The 16068-nt window shown below is 59.3% G+C and carries 15 protein-coding genes; 5 read left to right on the forward strand and 10 right to left on the reverse strand.

Features of this window, described 5'->3' with window-relative positions; translation table 11 throughout:
• Positions 1–4 precede the first annotated feature (4 nt).
• The 3 genes from ACIQJ2_RS02065 to ACIQJ2_RS02075 all read right to left on the reverse strand — a co-directional run bounded on the left by ACIQJ2_RS02065 (position 5) and on the right by ACIQJ2_RS02075 (position 3631).
• A complete protein-coding gene (locus ACIQJ2_RS02065) occupies positions 5–1069 on the reverse strand; it encodes a serine hydrolase domain-containing protein (protein ID WP_400666137.1) in 1065 nt (354 codons plus the stop codon).
• A 90-nt stretch (positions 1070–1159) separates the two neighbouring features.
• On the reverse strand, positions 1160–2962 hold the full coding sequence (locus ACIQJ2_RS02070; RefSeq protein ID WP_400666135.1) for a diguanylate cyclase: 1803 nt from the start codon (positions 2960–2962) through the stop codon (positions 1160–1162).
• A gap of 282 nt (positions 2963–3244) precedes the next feature.
• Positions 3245–3631: a hypothetical protein gene (locus ACIQJ2_RS02075; protein WP_400666133.1), complete on the reverse strand. Its 387-nt coding sequence runs from the start codon at positions 3629–3631 to the stop codon at positions 3245–3247.
• 47 nt (positions 3632–3678) lie between these two features.
• Between ACIQJ2_RS02075 and ACIQJ2_RS02080 the strand changes: the two genes are divergently transcribed.
• The 3 genes from ACIQJ2_RS02080 to ACIQJ2_RS02090 are packed head-to-tail and all read left to right on the forward strand — an operon-like array spanning position 3679 to position 6922.
• Positions 3679–5187, forward strand: coding sequence for a DUF4153 domain-containing protein (locus ACIQJ2_RS02080; RefSeq protein WP_400666131.1), 1509 nt, complete (start codon positions 3679–3681; stop codon positions 5185–5187).
• A 17-nt stretch (positions 5188–5204) separates the two neighbouring features.
• A complete protein-coding gene (locus ACIQJ2_RS02085; RefSeq protein WP_400666129.1) occupies positions 5205–5909 on the forward strand; it encodes a response regulator in 705 nt (234 codons plus the stop codon).
• The gene (locus ACIQJ2_RS02090; RefSeq protein ID WP_400666127.1) at positions 5909–6922 is read left to right on the forward strand and encodes an ATP-binding protein; all 1014 of its coding nucleotides are present in this window, start codon (positions 5909–5911) and stop codon (positions 6920–6922) included. Before ACIQJ2_RS02085 ends, ACIQJ2_RS02090 begins: the two co-directional genes overlap by 1 nt.
• Before the next feature lie 78 nt (positions 6923–7000).
• On the opposite strand, the gene ACIQJ2_RS02095 is transcribed toward ACIQJ2_RS02090, so the two are convergent.
• The 3 genes from ACIQJ2_RS02095 to ACIQJ2_RS02105 form a co-directional block, all read right to left on the reverse strand.
• A complete protein-coding gene (locus tag ACIQJ2_RS02095) occupies positions 7001–10396 on the reverse strand; it encodes an acyl-[ACP]--phospholipid O-acyltransferase (RefSeq protein ID WP_400666125.1) in 3396 nt (1131 codons plus the stop codon).
• Positions 10397–10485: 89 nt separating this feature from the next.
• Positions 10486–10767, reverse strand: a complete 282-nt coding sequence (locus ACIQJ2_RS02100) for a YiaA/YiaB family inner membrane protein (protein ID WP_092845527.1) — start codon at positions 10765–10767, stop codon at positions 10486–10488.
• 44 nt (positions 10768–10811) lie between these two features.
• Positions 10812–11501 carry a PspA/IM30 family protein gene (locus ACIQJ2_RS02105; RefSeq protein ID WP_400666122.1) on the reverse strand — a complete coding sequence of 230 codons (690 nt, stop codon included), beginning with the start codon at positions 11499–11501 and terminating at the stop codon, positions 10812–10814.
• Positions 11502–11611: 110 nt separating this feature from the next.
• Between ACIQJ2_RS02105 and ACIQJ2_RS02110 the strand changes: the two genes are divergently transcribed.
• Positions 11612–12220 (forward strand): TetR/AcrR family transcriptional regulator, encoded by a 609-nt coding sequence (locus tag ACIQJ2_RS02110; RefSeq protein WP_400666120.1) that lies wholly within the window; start codon positions 11612–11614, stop codon positions 12218–12220.
• Between the two features lie 145 nt (positions 12221–12365).
• Here ACIQJ2_RS02110 and ACIQJ2_RS02115 read toward each other — a convergent pair whose 3' ends face one another.
• Positions 12366–13190: an alpha/beta fold hydrolase gene (locus tag ACIQJ2_RS02115; protein ID WP_400666118.1), complete on the reverse strand. Its 825-nt coding sequence runs from the start codon at positions 13188–13190 to the stop codon at positions 12366–12368.
• A 208-nt stretch (positions 13191–13398) separates the two neighbouring features.
• On the opposite strand from ACIQJ2_RS02115, the gene ACIQJ2_RS02120 reads away from it, so the two are divergent.
• Complete coding sequence (locus ACIQJ2_RS02120; protein ID WP_400666116.1) at positions 13399–13770, forward strand: winged helix-turn-helix transcriptional regulator; 372 nt, start codon at positions 13399–13401, stop codon at positions 13768–13770.
• A gap of 125 nt (positions 13771–13895) precedes the next feature.
• Here ACIQJ2_RS02120 and ACIQJ2_RS02125 read toward each other — a convergent pair whose 3' ends face one another.
• The 3 genes from ACIQJ2_RS02125 to minD form a co-directional block, all read right to left on the reverse strand.
• A complete protein-coding gene (locus ACIQJ2_RS02125) occupies positions 13896–14672 on the reverse strand; it encodes a polysaccharide deacetylase family protein (RefSeq protein ID WP_400666114.1) in 777 nt (258 codons plus the stop codon).
• A 299-nt stretch (positions 14673–14971) separates the two neighbouring features.
• Positions 14972–15232 carry a cell division topological specificity factor MinE gene (gene minE / locus ACIQJ2_RS02130; protein ID WP_112344625.1) on the reverse strand — a complete coding sequence of 87 codons (261 nt, stop codon included), beginning with the start codon at positions 15230–15232 and terminating at the stop codon, positions 14972–14974.
• Positions 15229–16044, reverse strand: coding sequence for a septum site-determining protein MinD (minD, locus tag ACIQJ2_RS02135; RefSeq protein WP_199093140.1), 816 nt, complete (start codon positions 16042–16044; stop codon positions 15229–15231). The genes minE and minD overlap by 4 nt, the downstream gene beginning before the upstream one ends.
• Positions 16045–16068 lie beyond the last annotated feature (24 nt).

The following is a 16068-nucleotide window of genomic DNA, read 5'->3' on the forward strand; positions in this document are numbered from 1 at the left end:
GCCTTTAAGCCTTTAGGAAGTTGGCAAGAATGATCTCCCGCCAGACACGCGTAGGCGTGATCCAGGCATCCCAGAAATTATACTTGCCGGAGTAGACGACAGCGACAATTCCGGCATCGGGCATCAACCACAGCCGCTGGCCGCCATTGCCGAAACCCGCATACCACGGGCGCGGATCGGCAAATGCAGGCGCCGGGGCGTCGCCGGAGAACCATAGCCTTCCGTAGCCCAAACCATCCTCGATCGATATCGCCGGCGCGAGCGATTGCGCAACCCAATCTTCCGAGACAATCCTTTGGCCGTTCCAAATGCCCTTCTGGACAACCAGCCTGCCGATCTTCAGCAAATCGGGAGCAGTCAGGCGCAATCCGGATGCCGCCGACGCCACGCCGTCATGCCCGGCCGACCAGTTAAACTTCGCAATATCCAGCGGCGCGAAAAGAACCTCCTGCGCGAAATCGGGCAATCGCTTGCCAGTGCCACGCTCGATGATGGCACCGACCAGCGCGACGCTACCACCCGAATAAATCCAGCGTGTTCCGGGTTCCGCAACGATCGGGCGCTCCAGAACGAAACGATAGCGATCCCCTGCGTTCTCCATCGCTATTTCGCTGTTCAGCGGGTCGTTATAGGGACGGTTTTCGTCCCAATCCGTCCCAAGCGTCATCGTCAGCGCGTGGCTGATGGTGATCCCCGCGCGCGCAGGATCCTTGACCAAATCGTCGTATTCGGGGAACTGCTCGTAAAGCGATGCATCCAGTGAGGGCACCAATCCCCTGTCCAAAGCGATCCCGTAAAGAAGGCTGACGACGCTCTTCGTTACGGAACGGAGATCATGCAGCGTATCTGCGCCAAAAGCGATCTCACCGAGAGGGGTCCCCCAATCCACATCGGGGCCGGTGCCGTAATGTTCGAGAAATACCTGCCCGGAACGGGCAGCAAGCGCCACATGCAAATCACGCAACAGGCCGGCCTCTATACCAGCCGCAAACTTGCGTCGAAGCGCGGGGTCGAAACCCATGGCTTCCCCGTCCGGCACCAATGATGCTTTACCCTGCGTTCCGGCCATGAATTCGCGCCTCCGCTATGCGAACTTTTCACAGCCTACAATCGAAGCGCGCATCCAGCAAGGCCACAAACCGGCTCGGCAAAACCAGCTCTACCCGTGTTTCAATTCTCCCTCCGCTCCCATGGCAAAGGCCGCGACCGTTTTGTTGCGACCGTTCAGCTTGGCCTGGAGCAAGGCGCCATCGGCACGATTGATCAGCGTCGTCGTCGGCCCCGATACTGGGGATGAAGCGACGCCGACGGAGATGGAAAGCGGGCCGACGATGCGGCCGCGATAGGAAAAGGGCGTCGTAAAGACGCTTGTGCGGAGCTTTTCGGCAATATCGAAACCCTGCTCGTCCGACATGTCGGTTGCAATGACCGTGAGTTCCTCTCCACCGAAACGGTAGACCGTCCCGATACCGCCAACGGTATCGGAAACAATCTGTGCGACATGGCGCAGAACCTCATCGCCGGCATCATGGCCGAACTCGTCGTTGAAGCGTTTGAAGTGATCGATATCGATCATCATGCAGATGACCTTTTGCGCGGACTGATCCCTGTGAAGATTGTTCAGGGTTTCATCCAGGGAGCGCCGATTGAAAAGGCCGGTCAGCGCGTCGCGTACGGCAAGATTTACAAGCTTGTCACGCAGCTGCAGATTGGCGATGGCGAGACCGATATTTTCGGCGATCAGCTCAAGATAGAGCTGCGGCGCGTCGACCGCTGTCGCATCCTTGGTACGATCTTCGAAATAGAGAAGCCCGATCGCTTCGCCGAGCGCGGTCAAGGGAACACAAAGACCCGGAACTCCAGACTCGTCCAGATGCTGGCAGGCTATATCATTGTCCGCAACATGGCTCACGTGCGGGCGCCCGCGGCGCAGCCCCCAGCACGCCGTTGCCGGAAACGAAGGCTGCGTATGTGCTGGGTCCAGCCATCGACTGACCTCCGTCAGCGCTGATCTGCTCTCGTTCATCGTATAGAGGCTGCCGGCAATGCCTGGGAAGATTTGCGGCACGAAAAGTGCGACGACCTCCGCCAGCTCATTTTGAGCGTAGCAGGCCTGCAGGCGATGCATCATCTGCAGGATGTAGTCCTTTGTCTGCAGATCTCGCTTGCGCTCGGCATCCAGCCTGTTTCGTTCGAGGCCGTTCTCCCGGAAAATCTGGATCGCGTCGTTCATCTCGCCGATCTCGTCGCGCCTACGCTCGATAGGCAACTCGACGGCATAATCCTGCCGCGCAAGACGATTGACGACACCTGTCATCCTGACCAGCGGCAGCGCGACCCTGCGCCGAAGAATGAAGTACAGCACACCGAGAAATATCACTGCCGTCAGGGCAAGCATGATCTTGGCTGCATCGCCCCAAAGGTCGCTGCGCGCCTGAGCGCTGTGGACCGCGGCCTCGGTGCGCGCCGTCGCCAGGGAACGGAATTGGCTGACATCGTTGAGAAGGGCCGTCTGAAGACGCTCATGCTCCGGGCCGAACAGCGTGTCGCGCGCGCCCGACTGATTACCGCCGCGATAGGTCGCAATCGCAGCCTCTTCAATCTTGTCCAGGGCCTCCGCATCGCTGACGACTTGTTCGACGATCTGCAACTCGCCGTCGGGAAGGCCAAGGCCGCGCAGCGTATTGATTGCAGTATCGCGCCGGCGCTCTTCGCCCTCATCGACGGTGAAAGCTTCGAGATGCCGCGCTTCGCCACGCATGACATAGAGGCGGGCTTCGTCCGTGGTCTCCTCGGCGCCAAGCGCAAGCTCCTCCCCCATGCTGCTCAGCAAAAGGTGCTGCTCGACCGCCTGTCGCTCCTGCGTGGCGCTTCGAGCCGACAGAATGAAAGCTGCAGCGGACAGCACGGTCAGGACCACGGTTATACCGTAGGCCCAATTCGTAATTGTCGTAATTCTCATCTGCCGATTTCCTCTGCGACTGGCTCTCGGATGCCCAACCGCTTGCTTTGCTGCCCCCAGTTAAGACATCCGTCGCTCAGGATAAAGGCAAACAGGCCGTGGAGAAGGGCTTTTCGGTCGATTTTAGACGACTCTCCTTGTGCTGACCTATCGCCATATGCTGCACCAAGGCATCACTCTTGTATTCCACTGACGAGAATCCCGGTTTCGGCCGAAGGCTGACACCGGGACTCCCGGCTGTCGTCAGGGGTGAGTACGACAGCGCGGTCAACAAATCGATTTTCAGACCTGCAATCCATAAGTGGAACGCAAATTGGCAAACGCAAACTTAACTTCCACAAGTGACTGCCTCATTTCGAGGCGTCGTCCTCGCGGGTCTGAAATCAATCTCCGCCATAATTGCATTCGCCGTCCGTAATTATTGTCCATATTGACGGCGGCACAGGCAATCACGACGTTCCGGCTTGAAAGCCGTCCTGATTTTCCTGAATAGCTCCTCGCGCTCTGCACGGTTTCTGCAAAGGCGCGCGCCACCATGGCGCCATGAACAAAGCGCCCGAAGAAACCATCACCCCGCCCGCTCGCTTGCCTTCCAGCCTTCTCAAGGAAAGCTGGTGGTTGGTGGACGATTATCTCCCTCAAATTGTGCGGCCTGCCGAGGGCGCTCAAATCATCCCCTTTATGAGAGTCGAACGAACAACACGGAGCCGATGCCGATGAGCCTCTCGGATGCGCCTGCCCTTTCGACGAAACCCGCAAGCAACTCCAATCGCAAACCACTGATATTGATCACTCTCGTCATAGTCGCCGACATACTGCTCTTCGACAGGAATCCGGGTCTCAATTTCTTTCTTTTCGCCAACATCGTCGTCGTCGGTCTATTGATGTGTTCCAGAAGACCGATATCCATGCCGAGAATTTCAGCCCTTCTGGCTTTTGGCCTCCTGGCATCGGCGCCGCTTGTCGAAACCGCATCATGGATGGGCATCATCGTCGGCCTGCTCGGCCTTTGCTGCGCCTCGCTCGGGGCTGCCGGTCTTATTCCTCGACAATGGACCCGTTTACCGCTCGTCCTGCTCCGTCTCTTCCTGGGTGCGCCGCTGCGGCCCTTCCGGCAATCAAGCCATCGCCGGCTGAGGAGGCTGCAGACGCCATCGTCGCAAAGCGCCTGGCATCACCTGCGCGGTTGGATCGTGCCGCTGGGTTTTGCCGCCGGTTTCCTGGCTCTCTTTGCCATGGCCAATCCTCTGATCGACAAGACGCTGCGCAGCATCGACCTCACCTTCCTCCTGCAGATATTGAGTGTCTGGCGCATGGGCTTTTGGCTCCTCGTCGCCTTATGCCTATCCCTCTTGCTTCGTCCGCACCTAAAACGTCGCCGTCCTCGCCAGCAGAAGATTGCGGACGACTCCCCGGCGCTCGAAGACGGCGTTTTCGGCCGCACCGCTTTGCTGCGCTCGCTCGTCGTATTCAATGCGCTGTTTACCGTAGAGACCCTGCTTGATCTTGCCTATCTATGGGGCGGAGCAAGCCTGCCAGACGGCATGAGCCATGCCGAATATGTCCATCGCGGCGCCTATCCGTTGATGGTGACCGCCCTCCTGGCCGCAGTCTTCGTGTTGGCGGCGATGCGCCGGAATGGACCTGGGGACAAAAGCAGGCTGCTGCGTGGCCTCGTGCATCTGTGGATCGCGCAGAACATCCTGCTATGCCTCTCCTCAATTCTGCGGCTCGAGCTCTATGTCGAAGTCTATTCGCTGACCGAGCTGCGCGTTGCGGCTGGCATTTGGATGGGCCTTGTCGCAATCGGCCTCTTCCTAATCCTCCTGCGTATTCTCTTGCACCGTTCCAATGAATGGCTCATTGCGCTCAGCTCCGCGACGCTGGTCATCACGCTCTATGCCGCCGCATTGATCGATATCCCCGCCTTCATCGCCCGTTTCAACGTCGCCCACAGCCGCGAAATATCGGGCGAAGGCATTCCTCTCGATGCTTACTATCTCGCAACGCTCGGGCCGGCGAGCATACCCGCGCTCGACACCTATCTGGCATCAATGCCCGCCAACACAGCCGTCCGCGGGATACGCGAAGCGCTTTTCTGGCGGCATGTCGAACGCTCGCATGATTGGCGAAGCTGGACATATAGGACCGCACGCCTCGACGCCTACCTCAAGAAGAGGCAACTCTTGCAAGACGAGGCGGAAACGAAGAAAACGAACGGGTGAATCAGGACTTCTATCCTATGGCCCAGCGCATCCTCGTCGTCGACGACGAACCCAATATTCGTGACGTGATCTGCTTCGCGCTCGATCGCGCCGGCATGACGACGACGACGGCCCGCAACGGCACGGAGGCCATGATGGCCTTTCATCGCGGAGGCCTCGATCTGATCGTGCTGGATGTCGGCATGCCGGACATGGATGGCCTCGAGGTGTGTCGGCGCATTCGCAAGACATCGAATCTTCCGATCCTCTTCCTCTCGGCCCGTGACGAGGAGATAGACCGGGTTCTCGGTCTCGAGATCGGTGGCGACGACTATGTCACCAAGCCTTTCAGCCCGCGCGAGCTCGTCGCGCGGGTCAAGGCCATTCTGAAGCGCAGCGGACAAGGCTCGGAGCCCAATGCGAGCAATGGCTCCGTTTCCCTCGGCCCGCTGCAGCTCCATCGCGGCGGTCGTACCGCGAGTTTCGCTGATATCCCGCTGCCCCTGACAGCCCTGGAATTCTCCATTCTCGACACGCTGCTGTCGCGCCCGGAGATCGTCTTCAGCCGCGACCAGCTGATGGAAGCGGCATATGGGCCCGATATGCAGGTTGCCGACCGCACCATAGACAGCCATATCCGCAATATCCGCGCCAAGCTTTCGGCCGCCGGCGGCAAGGGCATCATCTCCACCGTACACGGCATCGGCTTCAAGCTAACCGCAGGCACGGAAGGAATCGCCTGATGGACGCTCCACGGGTGAAGCCGAAATGGCGGCCGCCATTGTATCTCATCGTCTATGCCGTGCTTTTGACCGTGATGACACTTCCGGTGTTGACCGTCATCTGGTTTCGCGCCGTGCGCGCCGCATCCGGCGCCATGGCGCCGGCAGAGATCGCTACGCTCGCCATCGTTTTGCTCCTGACATTGGTGGTCGCCTATGTCCTGACGCGGACCCTGACGGTGCCGATCAATGCCCTGATCGCCCGCACTGAGGAAATCGCCCGGGGCGGCCGGGCGGCGATCCGGCCGCTCGACAATTACGGCACGCGGGAAGTGGCGACGCTGTCACAGAGTTTTCTCGACCTTGCCGGCAAGCTGGTCGATCATTCAGATCATGTCCGCACTTTCGCGGCACATGTCTCGCATGAACTGAAGTCCCCCCTCACCTCGATCAAAGGCGCAGCGGAGTTGCTGCGCGATGATGATGAGGACAACCCAATGAGCCAGGAGCAGCGCAATCGCTTTCTTGCCAATATCATCGCAGATGCGGAGCGGCTGGATACGCTGCTGTCGCGTCTCCGGGACCTGGCAAAAGCCGAGCTGCCGTCCGAACGGGGTTCTTGCGAAGTCGGTGACATCGTCGCCCAACTCAAGAAGCAATTTCGCCAGCTAGTCATCAGCGATGACGGAAGTGGTGAAGAGAGGCTAGCCCTCCCCGATGAGGCGGCAGGCATTGTCTTTGCCAATCTGGCGGAGAATGCCTGCCAAAACGGCGCCAACAGTTTTGCGCTCGAAGCGAGCAGTGATGGACGCAGAATGACCGTTCGAATTCGCGACAATGGTCGCGGCATTGCCGATGGCAATCGCGAACGCATCTTCGAGCCCTTTTTCTCGACACGGCGGGAGAATGGCGGCACCGGCATGGGCCTCGGCATCGTCCGCGCCATGCTCGCCTCGCATGGCGGCACAATCGAGTTGCTGGAAAGTGGCAAGGACGGCACGACGTTTCAAATTACGCTGCCGCCTGCCTCCTAACTTGGAGGCAGGCCTTAACGTCAAGCGCCGGTCGGCAGCTCAAGTCACCGACCGGCCCCTTCTGCTAAGCCATCAGGCTTATGCCGCCTGCTGCTCTGAAAGGCCTTGGAGCGCCATGGCACGGGCCGTCACGAAATCCACCTTGCCGGAGCCGAGAACCGGCACCTTGCCGACCGCCACTTCGGCGGGGACCATCATTTCGGTGGCGCCCTTCGATTTGGCGAAGGCTAGGAAATCGCTTCGCGTCGCATTCGGCGCGTCGGTCAGGAGGATGAGGCGCTCGCCCTTCTTGGCGTCGGGCACCGAGGAGACAACACTGAGCGCACCCGGCCATAGCTGTGCGGCCAGCGTTTCCACCGCCGCAAGCGACACCATTTCGCCGCCGATCTTGGCAAAGCGCTTGGCACGACCGCGGATCCTGACGAAGCCGTCCTCGTCGATGGTGACGATATCGCCGGTATCGTGCCAGCCCTCCGGCAGCGGTTCGAGGACGCCGGGGTTGTCGGCGCGCAAGTAGCCGGCCATAACGTTGGCGCCGCGGATGAAAAGGCGACCGCCCTCGTCGATGCCCGGAACCGGCTCGAGCTTCCACTCCATGCCCGGCATGATCTTTCCGACCGTTCCCGAGCGATTGTACATCGGCGTATTCAGCGAAACTACCGGAGCCGCTTCGGTCACGCCGTAGCCTTCGAGGATACGCAGGCCGAACTTCTCCATATAGACCTCACGGGTCGATGCCTTTACGGGCTCGGCGCCCGAGAAGATGTAGCGGATCGATCTCAGGTCGTAGGGATGGGCGGTGCGCGCATAGCCGTTCAGGAACGTATCCGTGCCGAAGACGATGGTTGCGTTGGAGACGTAGATCAGCTCCGGCACAATGCGATAGTGCAGCGGTGACGGATAGAAAAACACCGGCACGCCCGAGACCAGCGGCAGGATCGTGCCCGCCGTCAGGCCGAAGGAGTGGAACATCGGCAGGATGTTGAACACCTTGTCGCCGGGGTGGAAATCGATGCGCGAAGCGGCTTGGGCGGCGTTCGACAGGATATTGCGGTGCGTCAGCACCACGCCCTTCGGCGCACCTTCGGAGCCGGAGGTGAAGAGGATCACGGCCGGATCGTCGGCGCTGCGTTTCACCAGCGGCCGATACTTGCGCATCAGACCGACGATCTTGTCGAAGGAGGTGATCTGCGTGCGCAACTCGTCGAGCCAAACGAAGGTCACCTGCTTTTCCAGCTCCTCGACCACCGGGCCAAGTTTTGCCTGCGTGATAAAGGCGCGTGAGGACAGAACATGTTTCACCTCTGCCGTCCGGCAGGCGGAGAGGATATTGGCGGCACCGGCCGTAAAGTTCAGCATGGCCGGAACCTTGCCCGCCGACATGACGCCGAGGACGGTCGCGGCCGTGCCATTGGCATTCGGCAGCATGACGCCGAGCGTCTTTTCCTTCGGGAACATCTTCTTGAACTTCGCACCCAGTACCGCAGCGCCTGTCAGTAGCTTGGCATAGGACAGCTTGCCGCTGAGCGGGTCCTCCACGGCGAGCTTCTTGCCACCATACTCGTGGGCGCTTTCGATAACACGGCCAAGCACCGTATTGTCTGTATCCGCCGTGCGGAACATCAGTGCAGACATGACCTGATAGAGCGCGGCACCGGCTGCGATACGCCGCTTACGACCCTTCAGTTCCGGGGGAACGTCGAGCCTGACCGGCTCGAGGATCGTTACCTTGACCTTGGGGAAGAGGCGGCGGCGGACGTGGCTGGAGGTCAGATAGGAAGCGTAGCTCTTTTCCAGACCGTCGATACGGACAGGTACGATCATCGTGCCGGTCTTGTCGGCAACCATCGCAGCGCCATCATAGACCTTCATCAAGGTGCCCGTCACGGTCAGGCGTCCTTCCGGAAAGATGCCGACCGGGCTGCCGTCCTGAATGACCTTGATCAGCGAACGCGTCGCCATCGGCTTCGTCGGGTCGAGCGGCAGGAACTTGCACTTCTTCAGCAGCGGCCGCACCCACCACTTCTTCGCAAATGCATAGTCGATGGCGAAAACCGGCTCTTCTTCCGTGATGGCAAGCGCCAGCGCACCATCCAGTAGGCTCACATGGTTGAGCGCGATGATCGGTGCCGGGCCAGCCTTGCGGATGTTCTCCAGACCCTCGACTTCCAACCGCATGAAGGCGCGGAAGGTGATGGAGATGAGATCGCGGAAGGCATTGGTCGGCAACATCTCCAGCATGATCCAGGCGATTGCGATATTGAGCGCGGATATGCTCAGAATGATGACCGGGACCGACAGGCCGACGGCTTGCAGGATGGCCACAAGTGCCAAGCCCACGGCAATGAAAAGAGCCGACAGGACATTCGATGCGCCGATGACGCGGGCACGACGATCCTCATTCGCCCAACTCTGCATAGCCGAGAAGGTCGGAACGGCGAGGAAGGCGCCGCCGATCGCCATGCCGGCGAGATCGATGGCGACGCGGATGGTCTTCGGTCCCGCGAAGAAATCGAGAATGGTCTGGGCATGGCTGACCGACTGAAGTCCCCACAGGTTCCAGGCAAGATCGACGCCGAAGAGCGCGACGATCAGCATTCCCACAGGAGCCGGCAAGAGCACGATACGGCCCGCAGCCATCCATCCGGCAATGGCCGAACCGATCGCAACCGATATGGCAAAGATCGCAAGATAGGCAGGAACCACGATTTCCGAGCCGCCGAGAATATCGGTGACCATGACCGGCAGCATCGACATGATGAATGCGCCAACAAACCAGAACCAGCAGTTCATCAGCGAGGCGCGCCAGATGCGGCTGTCGGCGCGAAGTTCGTTGACCAGCCTGTAGCTGGAACGCACAATATTGGTATCGATGGCGAGATCAGGCGCCTTGGAGCCGGTCGAAGGGATCATGCGGGCGGCAAACCAGCAGAGGATGGAAAGCCCCATCATCATCGGTCCGAAAATCCAGACATTCTCGCCTTCGCGGAAAGCAACGGCGGCGACCATCGTGCCCGTCAGAATGGCGATGAAAGTACCACCCTCGATCCAGGCATTGGCCTTGGGCAGATCCCGGTTTTCCAGGTGATCCGGCAGGATGCCGTATTTGATCGGCCCGAAGAGCGAGGAGATGACGCCGAAGCCGAAGAGCGCAAGCATCAGGATCCAGATGGAGGAGAAGGCGATGCCGACGACGGAAATCGCGGCCACGCCAAGTTCGCAACGCTTCAGCAGCTCGGCCAGCTTGGCCTTGTCGTATTTGTCTGCAAGCTCGCCGGCAATCGCCGAGAGCAGCAGAAACGGTACGATGAAGATGCCACCGGCAAGCGTTACCAGCGCCGCACCTTCGGTCGCCATCTGCGCGAGAATGACGAAAACCAATGTCTGCTTGAGGAAATTATCGTTGAAGGCGGTAAGGAATTGCGTCCAGAACAACGGCGCGAACTTCCTCGATCTCATCAGGTGCTTTTGCATGGCGTACCCCTCGTTTGCCAACAAGACGCCACAGAGTTGTTACGCAAAAGTTGAGCGCAGATACAACCCTGTGGCGCAGTTAATAAAGTTTAGTCCTGACCGTCACGATTGAACTTAACCAGAAGCTTTTCGGTGCGTGCATCCTCGACTTTGCGGATCAGCTTGTCGGCCTCGGAATTGTCGCGAACCGTCTTGGTCACATTGACCGTCGTCTGCACCAGCATCAGGATACCCATGGCGAGATAGCCTTTGCCCCAGAGATCGATCGGCATCATGTAGAGGCCGACGAAAAGCATGAATGCGGCGGCGGCGAAGGAAATGTAGGAGAAGCTGACCCAAGCCTGGGAATGTTTCTGGAAGCTGTCGTTCATGATCTTACCCTCTCAATGGTCTGATATGTTTGATGCGTTCGGTTTCAGGCGGCGGAATTCACGCGCTGGCGAAGGCGGGTCATCACGTCGTCGGCCGAAAGGCCGAGCGGCGCGCCGAAGCCTGCATTGGCAAGCTTTTCGATGATGCTCACCTGACGGCTCGCAGCGTCCATTTCCTTCATGACGGATGCCGCGACCTCGCAACGGGTCTGGTAAGCCTGAAGGCGGGCAAGCGTCTCCTCGGCCTCATCCAGGTTTGCCAGGCCGGAATTGTCGTCGCAGGAAGCATTGAGCTTCTGTGTCTGCTGGGTAGCGCGCGCCAGACGTTCGCCGCGCTGCAATTCCTGCAGTCGCGCTTCCGATGCACGAACGGTTGCCTTGAGCTTGCCGATCGTCTGGGCGAATTGCGCCTGCGCCTTTTCGGAGGCATCGCGCTCGGCTTCGAGCTGGGCGATCGCCTCGGCTGCTTCCCGCGCAAGGTCGTCATTTCCCTTCTGCAGAGCAGCGACGGCGCGGCTTTCCAGATCGGCGATGCGGCCGACAATTGCTGAGTAGTGGCTCTTCTCCTGCTCATTCTGCGCAACCGCGATTGCGACTGCCCGCCGTGCCGACTGAATACCGACGGCTGCGTCGCGGATCTGCTGCGCAAGCAGAGGCACGGCATTGCGATCGATGAATGCCTGCTCCGCATCGTGGGCCCTACCGCGGATGAGCGTCAGAATTGAATTGAACATTTGTCGTCTCCCGTTTATGAACGATGTTCACGAAACGAGGTATGCCAGAACCGTGAACGTTGTTCAACAATTATTTTGAACAACGTTCAAAAAAGTGGATCGGAATGTCAATGGCTAGAAAAACACAGGAAAAGCGCGAGGATCTGAAGCTCCGCCTGATCGAGGCGGCACGCAATCGCATCATATCCGATGGCCTCACCAATCTGCGGGCACGGGATGTCACCCAGGATGTGGGTTGCTCGCTTGGGGGCCTCTATACCGTCTTCACGGATCTCGACGACCTCGTCATTCACGTCAACTCGGCAACGTTGAAGGCTCTGGAGGCGTCTCTTGCTCTGGCGGAGGCCAAGGATCGCACGCCGACCGACAAGCTGCGCAACCTCGCGCGCGGTTATCTTCATTTCGCGGTCAATCATCGCAATTTATGGAAATCGCTCTTCGACCATCACCCGCCGGCCGGCCGGCCCAGCCCCGAATGGCATCTCGAGGAGCACATGTTCCTGATGGGCGTGATTGCCGAACCCCTCGCCGAACTGCAGCCCGACATGCCCGTAACGGCCCGTGCCATTCGCGCGCGAACCCTGTTCGGAGCGGTGCACGGGATCGTCAGCATTAGCCTCGAAGGGCGCTTCGTCGGTCTGCCGATCGAGAGCCTGGAACAGGAGCTCGACGACTTCATCTTGACGGTTGCAACCGGGGCCGCGGTGAGACAAGGCTAATGCCTGTCGTAAAAGAAACAGGCCCCGCGCATGGTGCCGTTCAGGCCGCCGCTTCAACGAACGGCTTCCTGACTACCGAGATGTCGTCACCGGCTCCTTTTATCAGCCAGAAACTTCATGAAGGGAGCACTTGGCCCCCTGTCGCTCATATCGTCTCTATCCAAGACACGATCGCCGAGTTCACATCGTCCTTGCGGTCCTGCATGATCCAGTGCCCGGCGTTCTTCCAGACGTCGACCTTGGACTTCTCGTTCGAGAACCACGTGCGCATCCGCGCGGACTGGGTCTCGTCCCGGCAGAGATGATAAAATGGAACTGTGATCGTCTTGCAGAAGATTTCGCTATTACTGCCAAGACCGACCTGATCAGATCCAAAGAATAACGGCGCGAAGGATTCTCGAACTGGATGCTCCGGCATTCCCTGAAGTCGTCTTGCATGCCAGCGTTTGAGCGCCGGATCGGTCGAAGTGTCGTAGACGCTTTCGAACAGGGCGGGACCGACCACGCCAGGATTCTGGGTCTTGAGATCGTCGACGGTTTTCTTGAAAACCGGCCCAACGCTGTCCGCAAAGCCGAGAGAACCATCGACGGACACGACCGCGTCGATAAGATCCGGCCGCCTTGCCGCAAGGCGCGCGGCAATCTGCCCACCCATGGAATGTCCTATCAGTATAAATTTTTCACCCTGGAATTTCCTTTCAATCAGGGCTTCGATGTCCCGAACATAGTCGCCAGGCATGTAGCTGCCGGATCGCATGACCTCGGACCGGCCATGGCCGCGCAGCTCGACGGCAACGACCCGGTAGCGGCTCTCGAGGGCAGGCAATTGCCAACTCCAGTCATGGGAATCGCACGTCCAGCCATGCAGCAGCATCACGTTCCGGCCCTTTCCGGAGACCGTGTAGAAAAGATTGGCGGCGCGCGCCGGCGCGGCGAGGACAGGATTGGGGCCCGCGGCGGCGGCGGCCACCGTCAGTCCAAGCATGGTCATCAGACCGCGCCGCGATAGGTCGAAATTGCTCTCTGCCACTGGTAGTCTCCTCTGAAATCTCTGGCATGTCCGCCAGCTTCCCGCTCGGCGGCCCGGCGTTGATTGCTCGGTGACTTCTAGATATACGTTGTAAATCTACGATCAATTACGCACCTTAAAGTGCGTAGATATACCGGAGGATATCCAGATGCCTGGAAAGGTAGATAACGTCTTCTTCGCGGACTGTGCGGCGCGCTCGTTCTTCGATCAGGTCGCGAACAAATGGTCCGTCATGATACTGACCGTCCTTGAGGAAAAGCCCACCCGCTTCAATGAGTTCATGCGCAGGCTGGAAGGCATTACGCACAAGGCGCTGACCCAGGCATTGCGAAGGCTTGAAAGAAATGGGCTGATCTCGCGCAGAGTGCTGGCGACCTCACCGGTGGCGGTAGAGTATTCGATCACCGATCTTGGCCGAACGCTTCAGGTCCCGTTTGGGGCGGTCTATGAGTGGGCGATCGACCATCTGAGGCACATCGAAGAGGCACAGGAAAGCTATGACGCTCGCGCGACTATGTAAGGCGAGCACATCCGAAAACGACGAACGCTTCTGTCCTGAGCTTTCACCCTGGCAAGCAAACATGCGCAATGATGTCGCACTATACGCTGCGGATCACAGACCCGAAACCGAAAACGCAAGCGTCTTCACGGGCTCGAGGGCGCATAATTTCTGATGTCGCCGAAACCGTAGCCACGATCGCGCAGCTTGCGGATCAGCGACTGCAGGTTTTCGCGGCCGCTGAACTGGTCCTGAAACATCTCGTCATGCATGAGCAGGATCATCTTGCCGCGTTGGGTAAACCGACCGTACTGGAACAGGTGGTCGATCTCGCTGACCAGACGATCTACCGATTGAACAGGCTTACCGTCGTCGCTGTGGACCCATTCGAAATCCCAGCCATAAAGATAAAAGCCAGCCTCAGCGACCAGCTCGTAGTCCAGCCATTCGCGCTCCCATTGCGCGACATTGATGGAAAGATCCTCCCTCGATACCGTTGGAAGGCGAAAAACATCCCGGCCCGGCAATCGCGCATGCACGATCGGCGTCAATCCAAGAACTTGATTGGCGTGCAGCATGTCGGCGACGACGGCCTGGGTGTTGCCGTAAAATCGCCTGTAACGATTGTTGGCATGGCTGTAGCTGTGATTTCCAACCGTCACCAGCGGCATCGACTTGGCTTCAGCCAGCAAGTCCCGACCGTTGGGGATGGTCTCGACATGCAAGCCGACCATGAACAGGGCGGCAGGAACGTTTTCCTCACTCAATACAGACAGAACGTTTTTCGTTCCTGGCAGCGGGCCATCGTCAAACGTCAGAAAGATCGTCCTGTCCGCCGCCGAAGCGCCGGCGGCGCACGCTGCAAGCATCGCACTCGCAAGCATCCATCCGAACAGCGCATTCCATAGACGTTTCATCTGCATAAGCCTGGCGTTTCCCGCATGATTCCAGCAAACTGGCACATCGCCTCAGACAAGAAAAGCACTTCAAAAAGCAAAGGGCGCTCGACCCATTTCTGGGGAGCGCCCTTGCTTTTACCCGGACAGCGAACGCCGGCTCGACACAGAAATGTCAGCGCGGCAGGCCATCGATACAGGTGATGGCGGTGAGATAAGCGCGAATCGCCCTCTTTGCAAGGGCGAACCGCAAAATTTTGAAGATTTGCCACATGGAAACGCCCATGTGGCATCACATCTCACAAATATGCGGAGCCAGACGCTGGTCAGGCAGCCTTCAAGGCGGCGTCGCGCGGGATCTCGACATCGATCTCCAGCATGGAGACGTCCTTGTCGCGATCCATTTTCACCTGCACCTTGTCACGATCAACCTGAACATGCTTGGCGATGACGGCGAGAATTTCCTCCCGCAGTACGGATACGAGATCCGAACCCACGGAGGCGCGCTCATGGGCAAGAAGGATCTGCAGACGCTCGCGCGCCATTGGTGCAGATCTCTGCTTGCGAAACAGTCCGAAAATGCTCATGCGGCCCTCCTTGCAAAGATCTTGCCGAAGATACCCCGCTTCTCGCCGGGGATGGTGACCGGCAGCTGCTCGCCGGCAAGACGGCGCGCGGCTTCGAAATAGGCGACCGACGGCGCGCAGCGTGCGTCGGCAAGCGTCACCGGCGAGCCGAGGTTGGAGGCGCGCAGGACGTCCGTGCTTTCCGGAATGATTCCGAGCAGCGGAATGGAGAGAATTTCCAGTACGTCGTCGACCTTCAGCATGTCGCCGCGCTCGGCGCGGGCGGCATCAAAGCGGGTCAGGAGAAGATGCTTTTCCATGCGCTCGCCACGCTCCGCCTTGACGGTCTTTGCATCGAGCAGGCCGATGATGCGATCGGAATCGCGCACCGAGGAAACTTCCGGATTGGTAACGACCACGGCTACGTCAGCATGACGCATCGCCAGGGTTGCACCGCGTTCGATACCGGCGGGGCTGTCGCAAATGACCCAGTCGAAATAGCTCTTGAGCTCGTTGATGACGCGCTCGACACCCTCGGGCGTCAGATTGTCCTTATCGCGGGTCTGCGAAGCCGGCAGGAGGAAGAGCGTCTCCAGCCGCTTGTCACGGATCAGCGCCTGCGGCAGCTTGGCATCGCCCTGAATGACGTTGACGAGATCGTACACGACGCGGCGCTCCGCACCCATGACCAGATCAAGATTGCGCAGGCCTACGTCGAAATCGACAACGACGACCTTTTCGTTTCTCTGTGCCAGAGCCGCCCCCAATGCGGCCGACGAGGTTGTCTTCCCAACTCCGCCTTTGCCTGATGTGACGACGATTACCTTGCCCATCTCGCTCTCCTGTTTTGGCCGGCT

The organism is Rhizobium sp. NPDC092011, from assembly GCF_044756305.1.
Taxonomy (GTDB): Bacteria; Pseudomonadota; Alphaproteobacteria; order Rhizobiales; family Rhizobiaceae; genus Rhizobium.

Coding starts and splice junctions, on each gene's coding strand:
- ACIQJ2_RS02065 (WP_400666137.1), bottom strand. CDS start 1,069: ATGGCCGGAACGCAGGGTAAAGCATCATTGGTGCCGGACGGGGAAGCC.
- ACIQJ2_RS02070 (WP_400666135.1), bottom strand. CDS start 2,962: ATGAGAATTACGACAATTACGAATTGGGCCTACGGTATAACCGTGGTC.
- ACIQJ2_RS02080 (WP_400666131.1), top strand. CDS start 3,679: ATGAGCCTCTCGGATGCGCCTGCCCTTTCGACGAAACCCGCAAGCAAC.
- ACIQJ2_RS02085 (WP_400666129.1), top strand. CDS start 5,205: ATGGCCCAGCGCATCCTCGTCGTCGACGACGAACCCAATATTCGTGAC.
- ACIQJ2_RS02090 (WP_400666127.1), top strand. CDS start 5,909: ATGGACGCTCCACGGGTGAAGCCGAAATGGCGGCCGCCATTGTATCTC.
- ACIQJ2_RS02095 (WP_400666125.1), bottom strand. CDS start 10,396: ATGCAAAAGCACCTGATGAGATCGAGGAAGTTCGCGCCGTTGTTCTGG.
- ACIQJ2_RS02100 (WP_092845527.1), bottom strand. CDS start 10,767: ATGAACGACAGCTTCCAGAAACATTCCCAGGCTTGGGTCAGCTTCTCC.
- ACIQJ2_RS02105 (WP_400666122.1), bottom strand. CDS start 11,501: ATGTTCAATTCAATTCTGACGCTCATCCGCGGTAGGGCCCACGATGCG.
- ACIQJ2_RS02110 (WP_400666120.1), top strand. CDS start 11,612: ATGGCTAGAAAAACACAGGAAAAGCGCGAGGATCTGAAGCTCCGCCTG.
- ACIQJ2_RS02120 (WP_400666116.1), top strand. CDS start 13,399: ATGCCTGGAAAGGTAGATAACGTCTTCTTCGCGGACTGTGCGGCGCGC.
- ACIQJ2_RS02125 (WP_400666114.1), bottom strand. CDS start 14,672: ATGCAGATGAAACGTCTATGGAATGCGCTGTTCGGATGGATGCTTGCG.
- minE (WP_112344625.1), bottom strand. CDS start 15,232: ATGAGCATTTTCGGACTGTTTCGCAAGCAGAGATCTGCACCAATGGCG.
- minD (WP_199093140.1), bottom strand. CDS start 16,044: ATGGGCAAGGTAATCGTCGTCACATCAGGCAAAGGCGGAGTTGGGAAG.